Annotated in this window: 26 protein-coding genes; 12 read left to right on the top strand and 14 right to left on the bottom strand. The window is 70.7% G+C overall.

Annotated elements, in window-relative coordinates; genetic code table 11:
• Positions 1 to 40: 40 nt before the first annotated feature.
• From der to cmk, 3 genes are read right to left on the bottom strand one after another with little or no spacing between them, the layout of a single operon-like run.
• The gene (der, locus tag L6E10_RS12270) at positions 41 to 1462 is read right to left on the bottom strand and encodes a ribosome biogenesis GTPase Der (RefSeq protein ID WP_236219629.1); all 1422 of its coding nucleotides are present in this window, start codon (positions 1460 to 1462) and stop codon (positions 41 to 43) included.
• Positions 1459 to 2091 carry a 1-acyl-sn-glycerol-3-phosphate acyltransferase gene (locus tag L6E10_RS12265; RefSeq protein ID WP_236219628.1) on the bottom strand — a complete coding sequence of 211 codons (633 nt, stop codon included), beginning with the start codon at positions 2089 to 2091 and terminating at the stop codon, positions 1459 to 1461. Before L6E10_RS12265 ends, der begins: the two co-directional genes overlap by 4 nt.
• A complete protein-coding gene (gene cmk / locus L6E10_RS12260; RefSeq protein ID WP_236220106.1) occupies positions 2088 to 2774 on the bottom strand; it encodes a (d)CMP kinase in 687 nt (228 codons plus the stop codon). Before cmk ends, L6E10_RS12265 begins: the two co-directional genes overlap by 4 nt.
• 242 nt (positions 2775 to 3016) lie before the next feature.
• Between cmk and L6E10_RS12255 the strand changes: the two genes are divergently transcribed.
• Complete coding sequence (locus L6E10_RS12255) at positions 3017 to 3457, top strand: pyridoxamine 5'-phosphate oxidase family protein (RefSeq protein ID WP_236219627.1); 441 nt, start codon at positions 3017 to 3019, stop codon at positions 3455 to 3457.
• 222 nt (positions 3458 to 3679) lie between these two features.
• On the opposite strand, the gene L6E10_RS12250 is transcribed toward L6E10_RS12255, so the two are convergent.
• Both L6E10_RS12250 and L6E10_RS12245 read right to left on the bottom strand, forming a co-directional pair.
• Entirely contained in the window at positions 3680 to 3994 is a 315-nt protein-coding gene (locus L6E10_RS12250; RefSeq protein ID WP_236219626.1) for an STAS domain-containing protein, read from the bottom strand.
• A 227-nt stretch (positions 3995 to 4221) separates the two neighbouring features.
• The gene (locus tag L6E10_RS12245) at positions 4222 to 5337 is read right to left on the bottom strand and encodes a DUF1015 family protein (protein ID WP_236219625.1); all 1116 of its coding nucleotides are present in this window, start codon (positions 5335 to 5337) and stop codon (positions 4222 to 4224) included.
• Between the two features lie 18 nt (positions 5338 to 5355).
• On the opposite strand from L6E10_RS12245, the gene L6E10_RS12240 reads away from it, so the two are divergent.
• The 5 genes from L6E10_RS12240 (at position 5356) to L6E10_RS12220 (ending at position 9009) form a co-directional block, all read left to right on the top strand.
• Complete coding sequence (locus tag L6E10_RS12240; protein WP_236219624.1) at positions 5356 to 5829, top strand: TrkA C-terminal domain-containing protein; 474 nt, start codon at positions 5356 to 5358, stop codon at positions 5827 to 5829.
• A gap of 26 nt (positions 5830 to 5855) precedes the next feature.
• Positions 5856 to 7007, top strand: a complete 1152-nt coding sequence (locus L6E10_RS12235) for a cation:proton antiporter (RefSeq protein WP_240010527.1) — start codon at positions 5856 to 5858, stop codon at positions 7005 to 7007.
• Positions 7008 to 7071: 64 nt separating this feature from the next.
• Positions 7072 to 8229 carry a S8 family serine peptidase gene (locus tag L6E10_RS12230; protein WP_236219623.1) on the top strand — a complete coding sequence of 386 codons (1158 nt, stop codon included), beginning with the start codon at positions 7072 to 7074 and terminating at the stop codon, positions 8227 to 8229.
• Positions 8226 to 8447, top strand: a complete 222-nt coding sequence (locus L6E10_RS12225) for a hypothetical protein (protein ID WP_236219622.1) — start codon at positions 8226 to 8228, stop codon at positions 8445 to 8447. The genes L6E10_RS12230 and L6E10_RS12225 overlap by 4 nt, the downstream gene beginning before the upstream one ends.
• Positions 8448 to 8544: 97 nt before the next feature.
• On the top strand, positions 8545 to 9009 hold the full coding sequence (locus L6E10_RS12220) for a DUF6319 family protein (RefSeq protein WP_236219621.1): 465 nt from the start codon (positions 8545 to 8547) through the stop codon (positions 9007 to 9009).
• 83 nt (positions 9010 to 9092) lie between these two features.
• On the opposite strand, the gene L6E10_RS12215 is transcribed toward L6E10_RS12220, so the two are convergent.
• Together L6E10_RS12215 and L6E10_RS12210 are read right to left on the bottom strand one after the other, a co-directional pair.
• Positions 9093 to 10064 carry a zinc-binding dehydrogenase gene (locus L6E10_RS12215; protein ID WP_236219620.1) on the bottom strand — a complete coding sequence of 324 codons (972 nt, stop codon included), beginning with the start codon at positions 10062 to 10064 and terminating at the stop codon, positions 9093 to 9095.
• A gap of 2 nt (positions 10065 to 10066) precedes the next feature.
• Entirely contained in the window at positions 10067 to 10867 is an 801-nt protein-coding gene (locus L6E10_RS12210) for an SDR family NAD(P)-dependent oxidoreductase (RefSeq protein ID WP_236219619.1), read from the bottom strand.
• 130 nt (positions 10868 to 10997) lie between these two features.
• Between L6E10_RS12210 and L6E10_RS12205 the strand changes: the two genes are divergently transcribed.
• Positions 10998 to 11750, top strand: a complete 753-nt coding sequence (locus L6E10_RS12205) for an SDR family oxidoreductase (protein WP_236219618.1) — start codon at positions 10998 to 11000, stop codon at positions 11748 to 11750.
• Position 11751: 1 nt separating this feature from the next.
• Entirely contained in the window at positions 11752 to 12204 is a 453-nt protein-coding gene (locus tag L6E10_RS12200; protein ID WP_236219617.1) for a MaoC family dehydratase, read from the top strand.
• A gap of 3 nt (positions 12205 to 12207) precedes the next feature.
• Here L6E10_RS12200 and L6E10_RS12195 read toward each other — a convergent pair whose 3' ends face one another.
• On the bottom strand, positions 12208 to 12774 hold the full coding sequence (locus tag L6E10_RS12195) for a TetR/AcrR family transcriptional regulator (protein WP_236219616.1): 567 nt from the start codon (positions 12772 to 12774) through the stop codon (positions 12208 to 12210).
• A 38-nt stretch (positions 12775 to 12812) separates the two neighbouring features.
• On the opposite strand from L6E10_RS12195, the gene L6E10_RS12190 reads away from it, so the two are divergent.
• Positions 12813 to 13868, top strand: a complete 1056-nt coding sequence (locus L6E10_RS12190; protein ID WP_236219615.1) for a DUF2855 family protein — start codon at positions 12813 to 12815, stop codon at positions 13866 to 13868.
• Here L6E10_RS12190 and L6E10_RS12185 read toward each other — a convergent pair.
• The 4 genes from L6E10_RS12185 to L6E10_RS12170 are packed head-to-tail and all read right to left on the bottom strand — an operon-like array spanning position 13858 to position 17559.
• On the bottom strand, positions 13858 to 14400 hold the full coding sequence (locus L6E10_RS12185) for a 3'-5' exonuclease (protein WP_236219614.1): 543 nt from the start codon (positions 14398 to 14400) through the stop codon (positions 13858 to 13860). The genes L6E10_RS12190 and L6E10_RS12185 overlap by 11 nt on opposite strands.
• 29 nt (positions 14401 to 14429) lie before the next feature.
• Complete coding sequence (locus L6E10_RS12180; RefSeq protein WP_236219613.1) at positions 14430 to 15188, bottom strand: SDR family NAD(P)-dependent oxidoreductase; 759 nt, start codon at positions 15186 to 15188, stop codon at positions 14430 to 14432.
• A gap of 16 nt (positions 15189 to 15204) precedes the next feature.
• Positions 15205 to 16401 carry an acetyl-CoA C-acetyltransferase gene (locus tag L6E10_RS12175; RefSeq protein ID WP_236219612.1) on the bottom strand — a complete coding sequence of 399 codons (1197 nt, stop codon included), beginning with the start codon at positions 16399 to 16401 and terminating at the stop codon, positions 15205 to 15207.
• Positions 16402 to 16413: 12 nt separating this feature from the next.
• Positions 16414 to 17559: an acyl-CoA dehydrogenase family protein gene (locus L6E10_RS12170; protein ID WP_090104432.1), complete on the bottom strand. Its 1146-nt coding sequence runs from the start codon at positions 17557 to 17559 to the stop codon at positions 16414 to 16416.
• A 91-nt stretch (positions 17560 to 17650) separates the two neighbouring features.
• Between L6E10_RS12170 and L6E10_RS12165 the strand changes: the two genes are divergently transcribed.
• The gene (locus tag L6E10_RS12165) at positions 17651 to 18274 is read left to right on the top strand and encodes a TetR/AcrR family transcriptional regulator (protein WP_236219611.1); all 624 of its coding nucleotides are present in this window, start codon (positions 17651 to 17653) and stop codon (positions 18272 to 18274) included.
• Here the strand turns inward: L6E10_RS12165 and L6E10_RS12160 are convergent.
• Together L6E10_RS12160 and L6E10_RS12155 are read right to left on the bottom strand one after the other, a co-directional pair.
• The gene (locus tag L6E10_RS12160) at positions 18267 to 18539 is read right to left on the bottom strand and encodes a GlsB/YeaQ/YmgE family stress response membrane protein (protein ID WP_236219610.1); all 273 of its coding nucleotides are present in this window, start codon (positions 18537 to 18539) and stop codon (positions 18267 to 18269) included. The genes L6E10_RS12165 and L6E10_RS12160 overlap by 8 nt on opposite strands.
• Positions 18540 to 18645: 106 nt before the next feature.
• Positions 18646 to 19425, bottom strand: coding sequence for a sporulation protein (locus tag L6E10_RS12155; RefSeq protein ID WP_236219609.1), 780 nt, complete (start codon positions 19423 to 19425; stop codon positions 18646 to 18648).
• Between the two features lie 136 nt (positions 19426 to 19561).
• Here L6E10_RS12155 and L6E10_RS12150 point away from each other — a divergent pair, with 136 nt between their 5' ends.
• Together L6E10_RS12150 and L6E10_RS12145 are read left to right on the top strand one after the other, a co-directional pair.
• Positions 19562 to 22615 (top strand): carboxyl transferase domain-containing protein, encoded by a 3054-nt coding sequence (locus L6E10_RS12150; RefSeq protein ID WP_240010519.1) that lies wholly within the window; start codon positions 19562 to 19564, stop codon positions 22613 to 22615.
• Between the two features lie 9 nt (positions 22616 to 22624).
• On the top strand, positions 22625 to 23926 hold the full coding sequence (locus L6E10_RS12145) for an MFS transporter (RefSeq protein ID WP_236219608.1): 1302 nt from the start codon (positions 22625 to 22627) through the stop codon (positions 23924 to 23926).
• Positions 23927 to 23933 lie beyond the last annotated feature (7 nt).

Below are 23933 nucleotides of genomic sequence, written 5' to 3'. Positions count from 1 at the left end.
CACGAAGGGCAACCGGCTGGTCGGGTCATCAACGGGTGGGCTACTTCTTGCCGGCGCCGGCCTTCTTCTTCTCGCGCACGCGCACGGAGATGCGGACCGGGCTGCCCTCGAAGCCGAACTCCTCGCGCAGCCTGCGCTCGATGAAGCGGCGGTACGACGCCTCGAGGAAACCGGTCGTGAACAGCACGAACGTCGGCGGGCGGGTCGAGGCCTGGGTCGCGAACAGCACCTTCGGCTGCTTGCCGCCGCGCACGGGCGGCGGGGTCGCGGCGATGAGCTCGGTCAGCCACTGGTTCAGGCGGCCGGTCGGGACCCGGGTGTCCCACGAGTTCAACGCCGTCCGCAACGCCGGAGCGAGCTTGTGCACGGCGCGGCCGGTCAGGGCCGAGATGTTGACCTTGTCGGCCCACGGGACGCGCACCAGGCCGCGTTCGAGCTCGCGGATCATCTCGTTGCGGCGGTCCTCGTCGACGAGGTCCCACTTGTTGAACGCCAGCACGCAGGCGCGGCCCGACTCGACGACCATCGTCAGCACGCGCAGGTCCTGCTCGGCGAGCGGCTCGTGGGCGTCGAGCAGCACGATCGCGACCTCGGCGGTCTCGATCGCGGACTTCGTGCGCAGCGAGGCGTAGTACTCGGCGCCGCTCTCGAACTTCACCCGCTTGCGCAGGCCGGCGGTGTCGACGAAGCGCCAGATCTCGCCGTCGAGCTCCACCAGCGAGTCGACCGGGTCGACGGTGGTGCCGGCGACCGAGTCGACGACCGAGCGGTTCTCGCCGGTCAGGCGGTTGAGCAGCGACGACTTGCCGACGTTCGGCTTGCCGACGAGCGCGACGCGCCGGGGGCCGCCGCTGCGGGCGCCGAAGTCGTCGCGCGGGGTCTCGGGCAGCCTGTCGAGGATCACGTCGAGCAGGTCACCGGAGCCGCGGCCGTGCAGGCCGGAGACCGGGTACGGCTCGCCGAGACCCAGCGACCACAGCGACGCGATGTCGGCCAGCAGCCTGTCGTCGTCCACCTTGGACGCGCACAGGATCACGGGCTTCTTCGACCGGCGCAGGACCTTCGCGACGGCCTCCTCGGTCGACGTCGCGCCGACGGAGCCGTCCACGACCAGCAGGATCACGTCCGCGGTCGCCATCGCGAGCTCGGCCTGGGCGGCCACGGAGGCCTGCAGCCCGACCGCGTCCGGCTCCCAGCCACCCGTGTCGACCACGGTGAACTTGCGGCCGTTCCACAGCGCGTCGTACGCCACGCGGTCACGCGTCACGCCCGGCACGTCCTGCACCACGGCCTCACGGCGGCCGATGATGCGGTTGACCAGCGTCGACTTGCCGACGTTCGGCCGTCCGACCACCGCGAGCACCGGCTGCGGCGGAGCGGACTCCTCGCCGCCCTCGCCGTCGAGGTCGTCGAAGGCTGACCAGTCGGCCTCGTCCTCCCAGGTGCCGTCCAGGTCCGTCATCGTCTTCCCTCACTCGCACGTTGTCCGTCTAGTTCGGCGACCAGTGTCGCCAGGCGGTCGCGCACCTGCTCGGTCGCAACGCCCAGGGCGGCTCGTCCCTTCCCCTCGGGGAGGTGGAACGGCTCACCGATCAGCACGTCGACCTCGGGCCGCCAGCCCTTCGCCTGGTAGGTCCCGCGGCAGGCGATGGGCAGCACCGCCGCGCCGGAGGTCTTGGCCAGCCACGCCGCGCCGTTCTGCGCGTTCGCCACGTCGCCCTCGCCGCGCGTGCCCTCGGGGAAGACCCCGATCACACCGCCTGCTCTGAGCACGGACAACGCGCTGGTCAGCGCGGTGCGGTCGGCCTCCTGCCGCTTGACGGGGATCTGCCCGATCTTGCGCAGGAGGTAGCCGACGACGCCTTGGAACATCTCCTGCTTGACCAGGAATGTCACGCGCCGGGGCAGCACCCCGAACAGGATCGGCCCGTCGGCCATCGAGCTGTGGTTGGCGACGACGACCACGCCGCCGCTCAAGGGTACGCGGTCGAGCCCGTGGACCCGCAGCCGGAACTGCCAGGCGTAGGGGACGCGCCCGATCCAGCGCCCGAGGTCGAACAGCCAGGGCGATGTCCCCTCGGGAACGCTCACCCGGTCACCCGCAGCCCGCGCTCGTGCACGAGCTCGAGCAACGCGTCGATGGTGCCCGCGAGGTCGAGGTCGGTGTTGTCGAGCTCCACCGCGTCCTCGGCCGCCTTCAGCGGCGACACCGCGCGCGACGAGTCGTAGCTGTCGCGGCGCTGCACGTCCGCCAGCACCGCGTCCACAGTGGACTCACGGCCGGCGGCGTTGTCCTGCTTGGTCCTGCGCACGGCCCGCGCGTCGGCCGACGCCGTCAGGTAGACCTTCAGCGGGGCGTCCGGCGACACGACGGTGCCGATGTCACGCCCCTCGACGACGATGCCGCCCACGTGGTCCAGCGCGTCCGCGATGATCGCGCGCTGCTGGGCCACGAGCAGCTCCCGCACGTGCCGCGCCGCGGACACCGGCGACACCGCGAGGGTCACCTCGGGGCCGCGGATCTCCGCCGACACGTCGTCGCCGTCGAGCGTGATGCCCGGCCGGGCGGGGTCGGTGCCGACGACCAGCACCGCGTTGTCCGCGACCTGGGCGACTTCCGCCTCGTCAGCCGGGTCGACGCCGGCGCGCAGCACCGCCACCGTGACCGCCCGGTACATCGAGCCGGTGTCGAGGTAGCGCGCGTCCAGCGCCATCGCGAGCCGCTTCGCGACGGTGGACTTGCCGGTGCCGGACGGTCCGTCGAGAGCGACCACACCGCGCAACTGACCCTGGCCCACAGCAGCTCCCTCCGAGACACCCACGGCCCACATTGTGCCTGGTGCGAACGCTCACACCGCAGGCGGGACAGTTCACGGCCGCTCCGGCGCGACGGCGTCGCCGGTGATCGCCCGCTGCCGGCGGCCCGACGCAACGGTATCGATCGGTGGAATTCGCATCAGCCACACTGCGCCGGGACCGATCACGTGAGCGCATCACCGAACTCACGGAGGCTCCAGTGACCACCACCGAACAGCGCGGCGCCGTCGAGGCGTTGCTGCACCGCACGCTCGCCGCGCACAAGTCGATGTTCCTCGCCACGGCCGGGTCGGACGGCTCGTGGGTGAGCGGCGTGTACTTCGCCGAGCGGGGGCCGCACGAGCTCGTGCTCGTGCTGGAGGAGCGCGGGCGGACGCTCAAAGCGATCAGGGAGAACCCCGAGGTGTCGCTGGTCGTGTCCACCGGGTCGCCGATGGAGCCGTTCCTGCAGGCGCGCGGTACGGCCGTGGTGGTCGGCGGCGCCGAGGACGAGCTCGTGCGGCAGGCGCTCGTGGCGAAGGTGCCCGAGGCGGGACCGTTCCTGGCCACGCCGGTCCGGGCGGTCAGGGTGGCCGTGCCGCGGTGGCGCGTCACGGACATCCCCAACGGGTGGTTGCCCGGCAAGGACTTCAGCGCCTGACGGTCTTCAGCGGTGGAGGTCGTTCCTCGACGTGTGCCGACAGCCGGATCACGCGGGCAGGGAGCCGGGACGGTGATCTCGGTCGCGGGCAGCAGCGGCACGTCCCGCGGCGCGGGCGGGGAACTCCGAGGCGCGAGTCCGCGTCGATCTGCGTGGCTCCCCTGATCGCTCGCACCGCCATGCGGCCGGCCCTGGCAGCGTCCTCAGTGGACGGCCCGGACGTCATTGGCCGACAACGATGTTCGGGAACTTCAGCGTGAGGCCGAGCAGGTTCACGACGTAGGCGGCCCAGCCGCCGCCGAGCAGCACCAGCCGCCGCTCGCCCAGCGCCTCGGCGGTCTCGATGAGCACGTGCAGGCCGCTCGAGCCGATGAACGTCAGGCCGGTGAAGTCGACCACCACGTCGCCGTCCCCCGAGGCGCGGGCGAGGGCGAGTTCCGACCTCAGCAGGTCGCTCGTGGTCAGGTCGACCTCACCGGTCAGCACCACCACGGCGTCGTGGCGGCGCACCCGCAGCAAGCCTCGTTCCGGTTCCATCGTCGGTGCCTCACAGGTGGGGAGACCGCGAACCTGGTTCCCCCACCATGAGACGTCAGCAGATCCACGGCCACCAGGGCCGGTGGACTCCGAAGCGCCTCTTCTGCCAGGGGGTCCTCCTCCTGGGGCGAAGTTCCGGGGAGAGGACCCCGTGAGCGCGTGCCCACGGAGTCTGTTCCCGCGCCGGACAGGGTGACCAGGGCCGAACGAACCCGCCCGGCAGGGACCTACGGTGACAGGTCGGCCAGCAGGAGCCCGCTGCGCGGCTTGGGGGTGAAGTACGTGCTCTTGCGCGGCATCTTCCCGCCCTCCAGCACCTCCCGCAGCGGCACGGGTGCGATCAGCAGCACCGCCTCGGCCTCGACGGACGGGTCGACGACCGGCCGCACGCACGGGCTCTCCGGGTCCAGCCCGAGAGCGGTTCCCAGCAGCAACGACTCCACGACGGCGTGGTCGATGCCCTTCCCGGCGGGCAGTTCGACGCGCAGCACCTCGTCGGGACAGCGCACCACGACCACACCGGGTTCCGGATCCACGACGTAGGGCAGCGACGACACCGTCAGCCCCACCCCCTCCCAGGCCGCCACCAGGTCGGACGCGCCGAGCCCCGTCCCGGCGATCGCGCGGTGGATCGGCCCGACCCGCAGCCCCGGCCCGGACGTCACGAGCGCGAGCAGGCCGGACAGCCCCGCCTCGCGCGCCGCCGCGACCCGGTGGTTGCCGTCCGCGACGAGCAACGGGTGCGCGCCCGCCGCCCGCAGGAACGCCTCCTGCGCCTCCCCCGGTCCGACGAGCCACACCCAGTGCCGCCGCCCGCCGGAGTCCACGAGCGACACGGCGGGCTCCCCGGTCATGCCGAGCACGAGCGACGTCAGCCGGTCGTGCGGGGTGACCGGGATCAGCATGGCCGCGCTCGTCGCGATGCCCAGCGACGCCAGCACCCGGCCGCGTTCGGCGACCACGTCCGGGTAGACGTCCTCGGTGTGCTCGATCGCGTCCGGGTCGACGAGGCAGAGCAGCCCGCACGCCGTGCCGTCCGGCCCGTCGACCCGGTACGGCGCGACGACGTCGGTGACCTCCCGGTAGGCCCGCCGGATCAACGCCGCGAGCTCGGTGCGGGCGGCGGGCAGCGCGTCGAGCAGCCCGGTGCCGGCGGCGAGCGCGGCGGGCGTGCGGTGCGGGTGCTGCACGGCGAGCAACGTGCCGTGCGGGGCTCTCGCGAGCGCCCCGATCACCTGACCGGGCTCGGCGAACTCGTCGACGTCCGGGCCGGGCACGCGCTCCCGGACGATCCAGCCCCGGCGCACGGGGCCCACGGACAGCGTCCTCGATGTTTCGGACATGCACGTATCATGATCTGTGTGAACGTAGAGATCACGCCCCTGCCGGGCATCGGCACGCGTCAGGACTTCATGATCCGTGCCGGCCGGCGCGTCGGTGTGATCACGTACCGGGACGGCCGGTTCGAGCTCATCCTCTCCAAGGCGAGCGATCCGGACTCCTGCGCGGCGTCGATACCCCTCTCACCGGAAGAGGCGAACACGCTCGCGGGCCTGCTCGGCGCGCCGCAGCTCGTCGCCCACCTGCGCGAGGAGACCCGCGACATCGCGGGCATCACCACCCGCCAGCTGCCGGTCACCGCCTTCGCGAACCGCTCGCTCGGCGAGACCGCTCTGCGCACCAGGACCAGTGTGTCCGTCGTGGCCGTCGTGCGCGCGGGCAACGCGCATCCGTCGCCCGGCCCCGACTTCCTCTTCGAAAACGGTGACCTCGCGGTCGTCGTCGGCACCGCGGAAGGCCTCGACGCCGCCGCTGAGATCCTCCACGGCGGTTAATCACAGTGCACGAGACAACAATCGCCATGATCCAGCTCGGCGCGGTGTTCTTCGGCCTCGGCCTGCTGGGTCGTGTGGCCCGGCGTGCCGGAATCTCCCCGATCCCGCTCTACCTGGTCGGTGGACTGGCGTTCGGGCACGGCGGGCTGGTCCCGTTGCACGGCATCGAGGAGTTCACGCACCTCGCCAGCGAGATCGGCGTCGTGCTGCTCCTGCTGCTTCTCGGCCTCGAGTACTCGGCGTCGGAGCTCACGACCGGCTTGAAGAAGTCGTGGATGGCCGGTGTGCTCGACCTGGTGCTCAACTCGGCGCCGGGCGCGATCGCGGCGCTGCTGCTGGGCTGGGGCCCGGTCGGCGCGCTGGCGATGGCGGGCGTCACCTACATCTCGTCGTCGGGCATCGTCGCGAAGGTCCTGGGCGACCTGGGCCGGCTCGGCAACCGCGAGACGCCGGTCGTGCTGTCCGTGCTCGTGTTCGAGGACCTCGCGATGGCCGTGTACCTGCCGGTGCTCACCGCCGTGCTCGCGGGCGTGAGCTTCCTCGGCGGGCTCACCTCGGTCGGCATCTCGCTTTTCGCCATCACCGTGGTCCTGGTGGTGGCGTTGAAGTACGGCCGGTTCATCTCGGCCATTGTGGACAGTCCCGACCACGAGGTGTTCCTGCTCAAGCTGCTCGGCTCGGCCCTGCTCGTCGCGGGCGTCGCCTCGCAGCTGCAGGTGTCGGCGGCGGTCGGCGCGTTCCTGCTCGGCATCGCGATCTCCGGCTCGACCGCCGAGAACGCCACGCGCCTGCTCGAACCGCTCCGGGACCTGTTCGCCGCGATGTTCTTCGTGGTGTTCGGCCTCAACACCGACCCGCGCTCGATCCCGCCCGTCCTCGGCATCGCGGTGGCGCTGGCCGCCGTCACGACGGCGACGAAGGTCTTCACCGGCTGGTGGGCGGCGCGGCGCCAGGGCATCGGCAAGATGGGCCGCATGCGTGCGGGAGCGGCACTCGTCGCGCGCGGCGAGTTCTCCATCGTCATCGCCGGCCTGGCCGTGGCGTCGGGCCAGGTGAGCTCCGAACTGGCCGCGCTCGCGACCGCGTACGTGCTCCTGATGGCCATCCTGGGCCCCATCGCGGCCAAGTACGTTGAGCCGATCGGTGAATTCTTCGCGCGCAGACGGCAAATGGCCTGAAACAACTGCCCCGATGTGACGACTCTCTAGGTGAGGGCTGAACGGAGAGTAGGGGCGAATCGTCATGACCGAACCCGCGGAAGTGGAGACCACAGGTCGTTTCCTCGTGCTGCTGCAGGAGGACGCGGTCGAAGAGGGCTTGGCCGAGCTCGGCGCCATCGCCGGGTTCGACCCGAACAGCGGTGACCTGGACGCGGACGCCGTCCAGGTCTTCCCGGAGCTGGGTGTCGCGGTCGTGTCCGCGGACCCGAACCTGCTGGCCGAGCTGAACGGCGCCGCCGAGCGCCCCGGCCCGGTCCAGATCGTCGAACCGGAACGCGTCGTGCACGTGTTCGCGGCGCCGGCGGAGGAGGAGGCGCCGGAGGCGGTGGCCGACGAGTCCGTGCTGACCTGGGGGTTGCAGGCGGTCGGCGCGGACGTCAGCACGGCCACCGGCAAGGGCGTCAAGATCGCGGTCCTGGACACCGGCTGGGAGAAGAACCACCCGGACTTCACCGGCCGCGCCATCACCACGAAGTCGTTCATCACCGGTGAGGACGTGCAGGACGGCCACGGCCACGGCACGCACTGCGTCGGCACGTCCGCGGGCCCGCGCAAGCCCGCGACCCCGCCCGGCTACGGCGTCGCGCACGAGGCAGAGATCTTCGCGGGCAAGGTGCTGTCGAACGCGGGCTCCGGCTCCGACGGCGGCATCCTCGCGGGCATCGACTGGGCCGTCGCGAACGGCTGCGCCGTCATCTCGATGTCCCTGGGCGCCGACGTCCCGGTGAACACGCCGTACTCGCAGATCTACGAGACGGTCGCCCAGCGCGCACTGGCCAAGGGCACGCTGATCATCGCGGCGGCGGGCAACGCCTCCGCACGCCCGGCGCGCATCGCACCGGTCGGCCACCCGGCCCGCTGCCCCAGCATCATCGCGGTGGCGGCGATCGACGTGAACCGCGCGATCGCGTCGTTCTCCTCGGGCTCGGCGGACAAGATCGGCCAGATCGACGTGTGCGCACCCGGCGTGGACGTCTACTCGTCGTTCAAGCTGCCGGAGAAGTACCGCCGCCTGCGCGGCACGTCGATGGCGACCCCGCACGCGGCGGGCGTGGCCGTCCTGATCGCGGAGAAGACCGGGGCCCGGGGCTACGAACTGTGGGCACGCCTGGTCGGCACCACCCTGCGCCTGCCCCTGCCGTCCACCGACATCGGCAGCGGACTAGTCCAGGCGCCATGACCGCTCCGGTGGACCAGGTGATGGTCTCCGTGGCGGAGGACACCCTCCCGCAGGTCCTCGACGGCCTGCGGGAGGCCGGTCTGGTCGTCGACACGGTCCTCGAGGCGCTGGGCGTCGTGACCGGTACGGCGGAGGTCAGGGCCATTCCGGCCCTGCAGGCCGTACCAGGCGTCCTGGACGTGGAACGGCAGTGGCGCGTACAGCTCCCGCCGTACTGACTGACTAGGCTCTGCGCTGACCCCGTTCACGTCTGATCGAACACGTGTTCTACACTGTGCTCGGGGTCACGTCGTTGCGCAGAGAGGAAACCTGATCGTGTCGGACACGCTCACCGAGGTGCAGGCAGTCGAGGAGACCGTCGTGGAGGAGACTCCGGCGCCGGCCCTCGCGGCCGAGAAGGCCGAGGCTCCGAAGCCGGTGGAGGCCCCGAAGCCCGCCGAGGCTCCGAAGGCCGAAGCCCCCAAGGCTGAGAAGCCGAAGGCCGGCCGCCCGAAGAGCACGGCGAAGAAGACCCGCACCGTCGAGCTCACGCTCACGGTGACCGGCACCGCCGAAGGCGAATGGCAGGCGGACCTGGTCCACGGCACGCAGCGCGTCGTGTCGGGCCTGGTGATCCCGGCCATCGCGGTGGCGAAGGCGGCCAAGGAGCTGCACGAGGACATCGCCGAGGGCATCGAGTCGGTGCTCGAGGCGGCGCGCGACCAGCACCGCACCCGCATGGAGGAGCTGGAAGCCGAGCTGGCCAGGGTGAAGGCGCAGCTGGCGGAGCTCTCCGAGTAGGACCCGCGTGCGGGGAGGGGCGGCCGCTTCGGCGGACCGCCCCTCCCTGCGTTTCACCACACTGGTGACCGCGGGGTGTTCGGTCAGCGCGACGGGTCGAGCAGGAGCTTCCCCGTCGTCTTCCGCGACCGGAGGTCCTCGTGAGCCTGCCGGATCTCCCCCAGCCCGTACTCCCCACCCGCGACGGCCTTCAACTTGCCGTCCAGCACCAGTGCGAACAGCTCCGCCATGGCGCGGTGGGCGAGCGTTCCGTGCTCCGCGTCCCGGACCTTCAGCGCGTGCGGCAGCCACATACCCGCAACGGTCGTGGAGTGCACCAGCAACGCCCCGAGGTCGACCGGCTTCGGCCTTTCGCGCGAGGCCATGCCGTAAAACGCAAGACGCCCGAACGGAGCCAGCGCCACCAAGGACTGGTCAGTGGTTGCCCCTCCGGTCATGTCCAGCACGACGTCGACCCGCCGCCCGCCGTTCGCCTCGATCAGCGCGGCGGTCATGTCCGACGAACGCGAGTCGACGGCGACGTCCGCCCCCAGGTCGAGGGCCAGTTTCCGCTTGTCGCCGGAAGAAGCCGTGGCGATGACCCGCCCGGCGCCCCACAGCTTGGCCAGCTGGACGGCGATCGTGCCCACGCCACCGGCAGCGGCGTGCACGACGACGGACTCGCCGGGCTCCATGTGGGTCGACTTCCGCAGCAACAACCACGCGGTGGCGCCCTGGACGACCAACGACAGCGCCGTCAGGTCGTCGACGCCGTCGGGGACGTCGAAGGTGGTCAGGGCGGGAGCGACGGCCTTCTCCGCGTAACCACCGGAGCTCTTCGTCAGGGCGACGACCCGGCGGCCGTCCGCGGTGACCCCGGCGACCTCGCCGCCGGGAACCATCGGCAGCTCCATCTTCGCCAGGTAGGAGTTCTCCGCCTGGTGCGTGTCCGCGTAGTTCAGGCCGGCGCGCGAGACGGTGATCAGCACCTCGCCCTCACCCGCGACGGGGTCGGGCAGCTCCACCTGCTGCAACACCTCGGGGCCACCGAACTCGGTGATCTGAATGGCACGCACGGTCAGTTCTCCTTGAGCGCGATCGAAACGGGGTCCTTCTGGGCGGCCTGGATCCGCGAGCCGTCCGCGGCGCGCGGGCCGGGCGGGTTGCGGAAGCCGAACGGCTCGGACTCGCGGCCGGCCTGGACGAACCATGCCTCGCCGGTGCCGGAACCTTCCACAATGGACATGAACGTGTCCACGACGGCCGACACGGGCAGGATCGGCATGCCGATCTCCTCCAGCGTGGACCGCAGCGGCGTGATGATGCCGGTGTCGGCGAACGCGGGGCACAGGGCGTTCACGCGCACGTCGGGGTAGGCGCCGCCGAGCGAGCGGACCAGGCCGACCACGGCGGCCTTGTTGGCGCCGTAGACCGGGTCGCCGGGCATCGGCATGAGGCCGGCCATCGACGCCGTGGCGATGATCTGGCCGCCGCGCTCGCGGACCGCGGGCAGCGCGTGGTGCGCGCCGTAGACGACGCCGTCGAGGTTGATGGCCATCGCGCGGCGGTAGGTCTCGACGTCGAAGTCGTCGCCCAGCGAGCAGCCCGTGCCGATGCCGGCGTTCAGGAAGGCGATGTCGAGGCCGCCGAACTCCCGGACGGCGAGCGCCACGGCGTCGGCCGAGTCCGACGGCACGGTCACGTCGCACCGCACGAACACGCCGCCGATCTCGTCGGCGACGGCTTTGCCCTGCTCGGCGTCGATGTCGGCCACGACGACGCGGACGCCGAGCGAAGCCAGACGCCGGGCGGACGCGGCGCCGATGCCGTTGGATCCGCCGGTGATGAGCGCGACCTTGCCGGTGAGTTCCACGGGCACCTGCCTCCTCGTATTGCCACATTCCGACCAGTCGGTATGGTCGTCTCGACGACGCTGGACGTCAAGGCGACTGATAGGTACGTTACTAAGCGCTTGCTTAGCTCACCATCCCCTCACCGAAGGAGGACCCGTGGCCGACAGGGTTGCGATCGTCACCGGCGCGGCGCGCGGCATCGGTGCCGCGGTCGCGCAGCGCCTCGCCGCGGACGGCCTGGCCGTCGCGCTGCTCGACCTCGACGAGCAGGGCGTGCTCGACGGCGCGGACAAGATCGTCGCGAGCGGTGGGCGCGCCATCGGCCTGAAGGTCGACGTCGCCGACGAGGAGCAGGTCGACGCCGCGGTCGCGAAGGTCGCCGAGGAGCTCGGCGCGCCGACCGTGCTGATCAACAACGCCGGTGTGCTGCGCGACAACCTGCTGTTCAAGATGTCCGCGAGCGACTGGGACACGGTCATGAACGTGCACCTGCGCGGCGCGTTCCTGATGAGCAAGGCCGTGCAGGCCCACCAGACGAAGGAAGGCTTCGGCCGCATCGTCAACCTGTCGAGCACGAGCGCGCTCGGCAACCGCGGCCAGGCCAACTACTCCGCCGCCAAGGCCGGTCTGCAGGGCTTCACGAAGACCCTCGCGATCGAGCTCGGCAAGTTCGGCGTCACGGTCAACGCGATCGCGCCCGGCTTCATCGCCACCGAGATGACGAAGGCGACCGCCGAGCGCATGAAGATCTCGTTCGAGGACCTCGTCAACGGCGCGGCGCAGGCCATCCCGGTCGCGCGCGTCGGACAGCCGGAGGACATCGCCCACACCGCGTCGTTCCTCGTCAGCGAGGGTGCCGGGTTCGTGTCCGGCCAGGTCATCTACGTCGCCGGCGGACCGAAGGACTGAGATGCGCGCTTTCGAGAACATCGACGAGCTGGTCGCCGCCAAGGGGCAGCACCTCGGCTTCGGCGAGTGGCACGAGATCACGCAGGAGCAGGTCGACCTGTTCGCCGACGCGACGCTGGACCACCAGTGGATCCACATCGACGTCGAGAAGGCGAAGCAGGGCCCGTTCGGCGGACCGGTCGCGCACGGCTACCTGACGCTGTCGCTGGTGCCGTACCTGGTGCGCGACGTCTACACCGTCAAGAACATCAAGATGGGCGTCAACTACGGCAGCAACAAGGTCCGCTTCCCGCAGCCGGTGCTCGTCGGGGCCAGGGTGCGCGGCGGGGTCGAGCTGCTCGACGTCACGGACATCGCGCTGGGCAAGCAGCTCGTGACCAAGGTCGTCATCGAGATCGAGGGCAGTGAGAAGCCCGCGTGCGTCGCCGAGATCGTCAGCGTGATCGTCCCCTGACGATCAGGCCTTGAGGCTGTGGATCAGCAGGTCCGCGTAGTGCTCGGCGAGCCGCCCGGGCGGGATGTCCCCGTCCGGGCGGTACCACGTGCCGAGCTGGTGCAACGACCCGAAGAAGTAGTACGTGGCGACGTCGGCGGGCACGTCGGCGCGGAACGTCCCGTCCCGCTGCCCCTCCTCGACCAGCGCGCGGAACATCTCGTGGAAGCGCCGCCGTTCGGCTCGCACCTCGCGCTGCTTCTCGGCCGAGAGGTGGTTCATCGAGCGGAAGAACACCTTCGCGGCGTCGAAGTCGTCGATGCTCGTGACGATGACGTCGACCGCGGCCTCGCGCAGCCGCTTGGTGACCGGCCCGTCCGCCGCGGCGATCTTCTCCAGGTGCTCGGTCTGCAGGCGCAGCAGCCGCCCGTAGATCTCGTGCAGCAGGTCGTCCTTCGACCCGAAGTAGTGGTACATCGCGCCCTTGGTGACACCGGCGTGTTCCACGATCTCCTGCACGGCGACCCGCTCGTACCCCTTGTCCGCGAACAGGCGGGTGGCGGCGTCGATCAGTCTTTCAGGCACGGTCACGACCGGAGCGTACCGCCCGACCGAGGAGAACCTGGGCAATGATCAGCCGCTGGACCATCGTCGTCGACCGCGGCGACCTCGCCGGAACCGAGGTCCTGCACGACGAACCGCCCTCCGCGTCCGACCTGGCGGACTGCGAGGTGCTGCTGCGCGTCAGCCGGGTCGGCCTCACCGCCAACAACGTCACCTACGGCGTGATCGGCGACGCCATCGGTTACTGGGACTTCTTCCCGGCGGGCGGACCGGGCCAGGGCGTGATCCCGCTGTGGGGCTTCGCCGACGTCGTCGAGTCCACATTGGACGCCCTGCCGGCCGGCACGCGCGTCTACGGCTACCTGCCGATGTCCAGCCACCTGGTGGTCCGGGCCCGGCTGACCTCGTCCGGGTTCGTGGACACGGCCGATCACCGCGCCGAGCTGCCGGCCGTCTACAACAGCTACCTCGTGACGTCGTCCGACCCCGCCCACGACGCGTCGCTCGAGGACCTGCAGGTGTTGTACCGCCCGTTGTTCTACACGTCGTTCCTGCTGGCGGACCAACTGGCGGACAACGACTTCCACGGCGCCCGCACCGTCGTGATCTCGTCGGCGTCCAGCAAGACCGCCTTCGGCACCGCCCGGTGCCTGCGCTCCCGCGGCGTCCGGCTCGTCGGCCTGACCTCACCCCGCAACGTGGAGTTCACCACCGGCCTGGGCCTTTACGACACCGTGCTCCCCTACGGCGCCCCGGTGGACGTCGAACCGTCGGTGTACCTGGACTTCAGCGGCTCGCCGGACGTCCGCTCCGCGCTGCACGACCGCCTCGGCGCCGACCTCGTGGAGGACATCTCGATCGGCCTGACGCACCAGGCCACCTCGCGGGACCCGCGCACGTCGTTCTTCTTCGCGCCGGACCGGCTGCGCAAGCGCACGGCCGACTGGGGCGCGGAGGGGCTGGCGGAGCGGTTCGGGGAGGCGTGGCACGCGTTCACCGCTCAGGCCGGCGAGTGGGTCGCGATCGCGCACCACAGCGGGCCGGAGGGGCTGGCCGAGGTGTGGCGGTCGGTGCTGAGCGGCGGCGCGGACCCGGCCACCGCCGACGTGATCACCTTCTGAGCAGGCCGGCCAGCAGTCCGGCGATGTTGAACGCGTCGTCGTGACCGCGGTGGTGCGTGCCGTCGACCTCGCGGCCGGTGAGCCGCACCGCCTCGGCCATGCCGACCTCGCGGGGCAGCGCGCGGCTCAGGGCGAAGAGCGTCTTGACGTTCACGTGCCGCGGCCCGAACGGGTAGCGGACGCCGAAGTCCGCGCACTGGCGTTCGAACATCTTGCGGTCGTAGTCGCCGTACGACGCCCAGACCCTGTTGTCCGACTTGTACTCCTTGCGCAGCAACGCGCACGCCTCCGCGAACGAGCTGCCGCCGGCGACCTGGCCGGCGGTCAGGGTCGTGAGGTCGGTGCAGAAGCGGCTGACGGACGAGCGGGAAGGCCGCACGAGGATGCTGCGCCGCTCGCCACGCCTGCCCGATGCCACCTCGACCGGGCAGATGCCGATCTCGATGATCTCCGAGATCTCACCCGGCGGCGGCGAGGCCTCCCAGCACGTCGACTCCACGTCGACGACCAGCACCTGGTCCAATGTGATCACGTGCTGATCGTCCCCGACGTGTCCAGCGACTAAACGATGACGGCGCCGCCGTCGACGACGAGCGTCTCGCCCGTGACGTAGCCACCCGCCGGTGAGGCGAGGAAGACGACGGCCGCGGCCAGCTCCTCCGGGTCGCCGACGCGGCCCGCGGGCAGCGACGCCTGCATCTTCTCCAGGTAGCCGGGCGGGTACTGGTCGGTCATCTCCGAGGCGAAGAAGCCGGGGCAGATCGCGTTGACGCGGATGCCCTTGCGGCCGGTCCACTGCTGCGCCAGGTCGCGCGTCAGGCCGAGCAGGCCCGCCTTCGAGGCCGAGTACGCGGCCTGCGGGATGCCGCCGGTCACGAGGCCCAGCACGCTGGAGATGTTGATGATCGAGCCGCCGGACGTCATGACCGCCGCGGCGGCCTGGGCCATCCAGTAGGCGCCGTTGAGGTTCACGTCCATGACGCCGAGGAACTCCTCCGGCGTCTCGCGCGACGCGGGCACGGCCGAGGCGACGCCCGCGTTGTTCACGAGGACCGAGACGGTGCCGAACTCGGCGGCGGCGCGCGCCACCTCGCGGCAGTCGTCGGGCTGCGAGACGTCGGCCTGCACGACCAGCGCCCGGCGGCCGGCGGCCTCGACGAGGGACGCCGTGTCCTTCAGCCGGTCCGCGCGGCGGGCGGCGAGCACGACGTCCGCGCCCGCCTCCGCCAAGCCCTTCGCGAACGCCACGCCGAGGCCGGAGGACGCGCCGGTGACGATCGCGACCCGTCCGTCCAGGCGGAACTTGTCCAGGATGCCCATCTTCGCCAGAGGCCCTTCAGCTCAGTCGTTCCAGGATGATCGCCATGCCCTGGCCACCGCCGACGCACATCGTCTCGAGGCCGAACTGGGCGTCGCGGGCCCGCATGCCGTTGATCAGCGTCGTCATGATCCGCGCACCGGTCGAGCCGAACGGGTGGCCGAGGGCGATGGCGCCGCCGTGCACGTTCAGCCTGTCGACGTCGATGCCCAGCTGCCGCTGGCTGCCGAGCACCTGGACGGCGAACGCCTCGTTGATCTCCACCAGGTCGATGTCCGAGATGGACAGACCGGCGTGGCCCAGGGCCTGCTTCGTCGCGTCGACCGGGCCGAGACCCATGATCTCCGGCGAGAGGCCCGAGACGCCCGTGGACACGATGCGCGCCAACGGGGTCAGGCCGAGCTCGCGCGCCCGCACGTCGCTCATGACCACGACAGCGGCGGCACCGTCGTTCAGGGGACAGCAGTTGCCCGCCGTGACCGTGCCCTCGGGCCGGAAGACCGGCTTCAGCGTCGACACGGCCTCGTAGGTCACGCCGGCGCGCGGGCCGTCGTCCGCGGAGACCACCGTGCCGTCGGGCAGGGTGACCGGCGTGATCTCGCGGGCGAAGAAGCCGTCCGCGATGGCCTTCTCCGCGAGGTTCTGCGACCGGACGCCGAACTCGTCCTGGTCGTGGCGCGAGATGCCGAGCTGCGTCGCGACGTTCTCGGCCGTCTGGCCCATCGCGATGTAGTAGTCGGGCAGCCGGCCGTCCAGGCGCGGGTCGGTCCACGGCGCGTTCGAGGCGGCGGTGTCGAGCGTCCGCTGCTGCGCCTCGTCGAACAACGGGTTGAACGACGGCACGCCGGAGTGCATGTACCGGGAGACGCACTCGACGCCGGCGGAGATGAACGCGTGCCCCTCGCCCGCCTTGATGGCGTGGAAGGCCATGCGCGCGGTCTGCACCGAGGAGGCGCAGAACCGGTTCACGGTCGTGCCGGGCAGGGTGTCGAACCCGAGCTGCACGGCGACGCGGCGCGCGATGTTCTGGCCGTGCTCGTCCTGCGGCTCGGCGCACCCGAGGTGCAGGTCGGTGATCTCGGACGCCGGGAGGTCGCCCAGCGCCGCCGAGATCACCTGCGCGGCCAGGTCGTCGGGCCTGATCGACGCGAGGGATCCCTTGCGGGCACGGCCGATCGGCGACCGGGCGGTGGAGACGATGACTGCTTCAGGCATGCCGTTCTCCCCTTACAGGCCCAGTTCGCGGCCGATGAGTTCCTTCATGATCTCGTTGGAGCCCGCCCAGATCTTCGTGACGCGGGCGTCCATCCACGCGCGGGCGACGCGGTACTCGGTCATGTAGCCGTAGCCGCCGTGCAGCTGCACGCAGGCGTCGATGACCTCGTTCTCGATGTCGGCGCTCCAGTACTTCGCCTGCGCCGCCTCGACCGGGCTCAGCTCGCCGCGGACGTGCTGCATCGTCAGCGTGTCGACGAACGCCTGCGTGACGTCGAGCTTGGTGCGCAGCTCGGAGAGCAGGAACTTGTTGTGCTGGAACTTGCCGATCGCCTGGCCGAAGGCCTTGCGCTCCTTCACGTACTCGAGCGTCTCGTCGAAGATGCCCTGCGCGTGCGCCAGGTTCGAGATGGCGGCGCCGATGCGCTCCTGCGGCAGGCGTTCCATCATGTAGATGAAGCCCTGGCCTTCTTCGCCGATCAGGTTCGCGGCGGGCAGGCGCACGTCGGAGAAGAACAGCTCCGCGGTGTCGGACGGGTGCTGGCCGACCTTGTCGAGCTTGCGGCCGCGCTCGAAGCCCGGCATGCCGGTCTCGACGGCGAACAGCGAGATGCCGCGCGAGCCCTTCGACGGGTCGGTGCGGGCCGCGACGACGATCATGTCGGCGGTGTAGCCGTTGGTGATGAACGTCTTGGAGCCGTTGAGGATCCAGTCGTCACCGTCGCGCACGGCGTTGGTCTTCAGGGCGGCGAGGTCGGAGCCGCCGGACGGCTCGGTCATCGCGATGCCGGTCTTGATCTCGCCGGTGCACATGCCGGGCAGCCAGCGCTGCTTCTGCTCCTCGGTGCACAGGTCGACGAGGTAGGGCGCCACGACGTCGCCGTGGATGCCGAGCGACGACGCGACCGCGGCGTTGACCCGGCACAGCTCCTCGGCGAAGACGGTGTTGAAGCGGTAGTCGTTCGCCCCGCTGCCGCCGTATTCCTCGGGGATCTCCAGGCCCAGCAGGCCCTGACGCCCGGCCTCCAGCCACACGTCCCGGTCGATCACGCGCTGCTCGATGAACTTCTCGACGTTCGGCGTGATCGTGCGCTCGACGAACGCTTTCGCCGACTCCCGGAACGCGGCGTGATCCTCGTTGAACAGCGTCCGCTGCACGACTTACCTCCATACTAAGCGGTTGCTTAGCGCTAAGCGCACGCTTAGCGTGCAGTACGATCCATCACCTGTCAACATGCGAGGAGCACCGATGACGACCACCGGAGTGGACGGGTTCGCGCTGCTCGACGAGATCTGGCGCGAGGTCACCCCGGAAGCCGCCCGCCGGATGCTCATCGCGGCCGTCCGCGCGTTCGCGGAAAAGGGATACCACGCCACGACCACCCGGGACATCGCCTCGCTCGCGGGGATGTCCCCCGCGGCCGTCTACATCCACTACCGCTCGAAGGAAGAGCTGCTCTTCAACATCTCGCTGGTGGGCCACGAGACGTCGCTGGCTCTGCTGGCGGGCATCGAGGGCGGCGACGTGGTGGAAAGGCTGAAGAACGCCGTGTCGGCGTTCGCGGGGTGGCACGCGGAGTTCCACACCACGGCGCGCGTGGTGCAGTACGAGCTGAGCGCGCTCTCCCCCGAGCACCACGAGAAGGTGGCGGAGCTGCGGCGGCAGATCGAGCAGCGGATGCGGTCCTACCTCGAGGACGGTGTCGAGGCGGGCGTGTTCGACGTCCCGGACGTGAAGGGCGCGACCCTGGCCGTGCTGTCGCTGTGCATCGACGTCGCGCGCTGGTACCAGCCGGGCGGGAAGCGGACCCCGGACGAGATCGGCGCGCTGTACGCCGACCTCGTCCTGAGGATGGTCCGCCCCGCTACCTGACCGATCTGCGGCCGTACACGCCGGCCACCACGGACACACCGACCGCGGCGAGCACGAGCTGGATGACCACCTCGATCCAGTCGATGCCGCGCGTGTCCTCCACGCCCAGCAGCCGCGCGATCCACGTTCCGACGAACGCGGCCGCGATGCCGACCAGGATGGTCAGCCAGATCGGGATGTTCTGCCTGCCCGGCGCGAGCAGCTTGCCGAGCAGGCCCAGGACCAGACCGATGATGATCGCGCTGATGACACCGCCGATGGACATGACCGCCTCCTCCCGCTGATGAACGGATCTCGGCCGAATCATCCCTTCGGACGCATCGATCCGCAGCACGAGGAGCAGTGGGTTGCGCCTTTCGGCCCTGATCGGACTACCAGCGGCTACCGGAGACCTGCGCCATCCACTGGTTGATCGTCGCGGTCCAGTCCGTGGCGGCGGCCTGCTGGTGCGACACGGCGAACCGGCCGTACGCGTCGCCGCCCGAGCGGAGCAGGCCGGCGCGCTTGTCCGCCTCCAGGACCACGTGCAGCTCGGTCGGCGTCGTCACGAACGTCAGCTCGACCTGCTTGAGGCGGCCGGCGAACTGCGGCGGCGGGTAGAACTCGATCTCCTGGTAGAACGGCAGCTGCTGCGGCACGCCGTGGATGCGGCCGCGCTCGTTGTCCGCCTTGGTGAAGCGGAAGCCCATCTGCCCGAACGCCTGGAGCACGGCGTCCTGCGACGGCAGCGGGTGCACCCAGATCGGGTCGAGGTCGCCGGGGTCGACCGCGCCGCGGACCTCGAGCTCGGTGCGCAGGCCGAGCTGCATGCCGTTCAGCTGCATGCCGCCGACGACGTTGAGCGGGCACTCGAACGGCACGGGCACCTGGAACGGCAGCGAGAGGTTCTGGTGCGGCTGGGCGATGATCCGCTGTCCGACGGAGAACTTGTGGAACTCCATGTTGGTGTTGTACTCGTTGTCGCCGCTCTCGACCTCGACGCGGGTGAGCAGCGCGAGCGTGACGTGGTCGATCTCGGCCGCGTGGTCGCCGCCCGCGATGCGCACCTCGCCGGACAGCACCTCGCCGGGGCGGACGTTCGGGTTCGTCAGCACCGTGTCGACAGTCGGCCCGCCCACGCCGAACGCGCGCATCATCCTCTTGAACACCACTGCGGCCTCCTGAATGCCCTTCGCATGTTTGCGGGGAGTCTGCCAACTGGATCGCCCGTTTGCGGCGAAGTGTTCCGTTGACGCCTCGACCCCACGATCGGTTCCGTATGGACTTCCGTTGACTTCAGATGGCAACATGCGACCGCCGTCACATACTAAGCGGTCGCTCAGGAGGATTGCCGTGCTGCTCGTCGCCAACCGGGGTGAGGTCGCTGTCCGCGTGCTGCGCGCGGCAGCTGACCTGGGAATTCGCACCGTGGCGGTGTACGCGGAGGACGACGCCTCGTCCCTGCACGTGACCCTCGCGGACCGGGCCGTGGCCCTGCGCGGCGACTCGCCCTACTTGGACGCCGACCAGATCCTCGACGCCGCGCAGGGGTGCCAGGCGGTGCACCCCGGCTGGGGTTTCCTGTCCGAGAACGCTTCGTTCGCCCGGGCGTGTTCGGCGCGCGGGCTGGCGTTCGTCGGGCCCTCCGCTGACGTTCTGGAACTGCTCGGTGACAAGCGGCGAGCACGGGAACTGGCCGCGTCGCTGGGGATCCCGGTGCTGGACGCGGCGCCCGGCGAGTTCCCGGTCATGGTCAAGGCCGTCGCGGGCGGGGGCGGCAAGGGCATGCGGGCCGTGTGGCGGCCCGAGGACCTCGACAGCGCGGTGCAGGCGTGCAGGGCGGAGGCGCTGGCGGCGTTCGGGGTGGACGACGTCTACTTCGAACGGCTGCTGACCTCCGCCCGGCACGTCGAGGTGCAGCTCGTCGGCACGACCGTGATCGGCGACCGCGACTGCTCGCTGCAGCTGCGGCACCAGAAGGTCGTGGAGATCGCGCCCGCTCCCCTGCTGGACCCGTTGCTGCGCAAGGCCCTGCACTCGGCGGCCGTCGCGCTGGCGGAGGCGGTCGGCTACACCGGCATCGGCACCGTGGAGTTCCTCGTCGCCGGGGACGCGTTCTACTTCATGGAGGCCAACCCGCGGTTGCAGGTCGAGCACACGGTCACCGAGATGGTGTCCGGAGTGGACCTCGTGCGCACCCAGCTGCTGCTCGCGTGGGGCGGCGACGTCGACTTCACGCCGCACGACCGCGGCGCGGCGGTGCAGGTGCGGGTGAACCAGACCTCGGGCGGCGTGCTGTCGTCGTTCGGCCTGCCCGCCGGGCCGGGTGTCCGCGTCGACACGCACGGGTACGTCGGCTACCGGGCCGGCACGCGGTACGACGGGCTGCTCGCGAAGCTCGTGGTGCACGGCGAGGACCTGGACGTGGCGCTGAACCGGGCGCGGCGGGCGTTGCGGGAGTTCCGGATCGAGGGCGTCTCGACGAACCTGGAGTTCCTGCGGGGGCTCCTGGCCCGTGACGTCGTCGGCGCCACCACCGACTTCGTGGTCGACGAGCCCGTCTCGGGCATGCGGGCGCCGCTGGCGGGCACGGTGGTGTCGGTGTCTTCGGACTCCGTGGTGCTCGAAGCGATGAAGATGCAGCACGTCGTCCGGGTGTCCGGCGAGGTGCTGGTGTCGGTGGGCGACACGGTGTCCGAGGGGCAGGTGCTGGCCACCGGTTCCGCCGAGTCCACCGAGGACGCCGAGGCGGTGGACCCGTCGTTCGTGCGCCCGGATCTGGCCGAGGTGCTGGCACGCCACGACTTCGACCGTCCCGAGGCCGCGGCGAAGCGGCACGCCCGCGGTGGCCGGACCGCGCGGGAGAACATCGCCGACCTCTGTTCGGACTTCGTCGAGTACGGCGGGCTCGCCATCGCCGCGCAACGCCGGCGCCGCTCGCTGGAAGACCTGATCGAACGCACGCCCGCTGACGGCATGGTGGCCGGTATCGGTGTCGTGAACGGCTCACGGGTCGTGGCGATGTCCTACGACTACGCGGTGCTCGCCGGTACGCAGGGCATGCGCAACCATCAGAAGAAGGACCGGCTCTTCGCGCTGGCGCAGCAGGAGAACCTGCCGGTGGTGCTGTTCGCCGAGGGCGGTGGCGGGCGGCCCGGCGACACCGACCACAGCGCGGTCAGCGGTCTCGACTGCGGCTCGTTCCACGCGTTCGCCCGGCTCAGCGGGCAGGTGCCGCTGGTCGGGGTGGTGGCCGGACGGTGCTTCGCGGGCAACGCGGTGCTGCTCGGGACGTGCGACGTCATCATCGCGGTCGAGGGCGCGAACATCGGCATGGGCGGGCCGGCGATGATCGAGGGCGGCGGGCTGGGGGTGTTCCGGCCCGAGGAGATCGGGCCTTTGGACGTTCAGGTGCCCAACGGCGTCGTGGACGTCGTGGTGGCGTCGGAGGAGGAGGCTGTCGCCGTCGCCAAGAAGTACCTCTCGTACTTCCAGGCCTCCCCGAGTTCTCAGGCTGTCCTGGGTCCCCAGGAGCAAGCACCGACCAGCGGGCAGGCATCGGCCGGCGGGCAGGCATCGGCCGGCGGGCAGGCGTGGAGCTGCGCCGACCAGCGCTTGCTGCGCCACGCCGTCCCGGAGAACCGCCTCCGCGCCTACGACATCCGCGCCCTCGTCCACACCCTCGCCGACACCGGCTCGGTCCTCGAACTCCGCCGGGGTTTCGGCAAGGCGATCGTCACCGCCCTGGTCCGCGTCGAAGGCCGGCCCATCGCCCTGGTCGCCAACGACCCGGCCGTCCTGGGCGGCGCGATCGACGCCGACGCCGCCGACAAGTGCGCCCGCTTCCTGCAGCTCGCCGACGCGTTCGGCCTCCCGGTCGTCTCGCTCACCGACACGCCGGGCTTCATGGTCGGCCCGGAGGCCGAGCGCACCGCCACCGTCCGCCACCTCACCCGCATGGTCGTGACGGGCGCGAACCTGACCGTCCCCTTCGGACTCGTCGTGCTGCGCAAGGCGTACGGCCTCGGCGCTCAGGCGATGGCGGGCGGCAGCCTCAAGGTGCCCCGGTTCGCCGTCTCGTGGCCCACCGGCGAGTTCGGCCCGATGGGGCTCGAAGGCGCCATCAAGCTCGGCTTCAAGAAGGAGCTCGACGCGATCGAGGACCCGGACGAGCGCAAGCAGCGCTACGACCAGATGGTCGCGATGGCCTACGAGCACGGCAAAGCCCTGAACGTCGCTTCGGTCTTCGAGATCGACGACGTGATCGACCCGGCCGACACCCGCCGCTGGATCGCCACGGCGCTGGCCCCCGCAACTTCCCGAGCACAAGGGAAGAAACGCCCGTTCATCGACACGTGGTGAGGAGAATCCGTGGTCAGCGTCGCCCCTGCGGAAAAAAAGACGTTGCGCCGGCTCATGGCAGCCGGGCTCGTCGGTTCGTCTCTCGAGTGGTACGACTTCTTCATCTACGCGACCGCCGCGGCACTGGTGTTCCCGAAGCTGTTCTTCCCCGAGGCGACGCCGCTCGTGGCGTTGCTGCTGAGCTTCAGCACGTTCTGGGCGGGCTTCATCGCGCGCCCGGTCGGCGGCCTGGTCTTCGGGCACGTCGGCGACAGGATGGGCCGCAAGCCGGCCCTCGTCATCTGCCTCGCGATGATGGCGGCGGCGACGTTCCTCATCGGCCTGCTGCCGACGACGGCGTCCATCGGCGTCGGCGCTCCGCTGCTGCTGGTCCTGCTGCGGTTCCTGCAGGGCATCGCGGTCGGCGGGCAGTGGGGTGGCGTGGTGCTGCTGCTGACCGAGTCGGCGGGACCGCGCCGGCGCGGCTTCGCGGGCACGTTCGGCCAGGCCGGGGTGCCGATCGGCGTGCTGCTCGGCAACGTCGCCTTCATCAGCGCGACGACAGCTCTCTCACCCGAGGCGTTCGCGTCGTGGGGCTGGCGGGTGCCGTTCCTGGCGTCGGCGCTGCTGTTCCCCGTGGTGCTGTTCATCCAGCTGAAGGTCGAGGACAGCCCGGTCTTCAAGGAGCTGCAGCAGCGCCGCGCGGAGGCACCGGCCGTGGTCCACGCACCGCTGAAGGAGGCCCTGCGCACGCACCGCAAGCCAATCCTGCTCGGCGCGGGGCTGATGTTCGCGTCCAACGCGATCTTCTACGTGTCGATCGCGGGCGTGCTGTCCTACGCGACGACCTCGCTCGGCCTCAGCCGCGAGTCCGTGCTGGTCGTGTCGCTGCTGTCGTCGCTGGTGAGCATTCCGGTGATCCTCTACGCCGGGCACCTGTCGGACCGCCTGGGACGTCGTCCGCTGATCATCGCGGGCACCGTCGGACTGATCGTGTGGGCGTTCCCGTACTTCCTGCTCGTGGACACGGCCTCGCTGCTGTTGCTGTTCGTCGCGAACACCATCGGCGGCATCGCGTCCTCTCTCGTGTACGGGCCGATCGCCGCCTACCTGGGTGAACTGTTCGAGGCGCACGTGCGGTACTCGGGCGCCTCTCTCGCCTACCAGCTGGCGTCGATCCTGGTCAGCGGCGGCACGCCGTTCGTGATGACGGCTCTGCTCGGCGCGACCGGGACGTCGATGTCCGTTTCGGCGTTCCTGCTGGTCATGGGCTTGTGCACGCTGGTGTCGGTGCTGAAGCTGCCGGAGACGCACCAGCCGGAACGGGCCTGATCAGAGG

It is taken from the genome of Lentzea sp. CC55 (genome assembly GCF_021056325.1).
Classification (GTDB): Bacteria; Actinomycetota; Actinomycetes; order Mycobacteriales; family Pseudonocardiaceae; genus Lentzea; species Lentzea jiangxiensis.
This window is presented reverse-complemented; position numbering and strand designations above follow the sequence as displayed.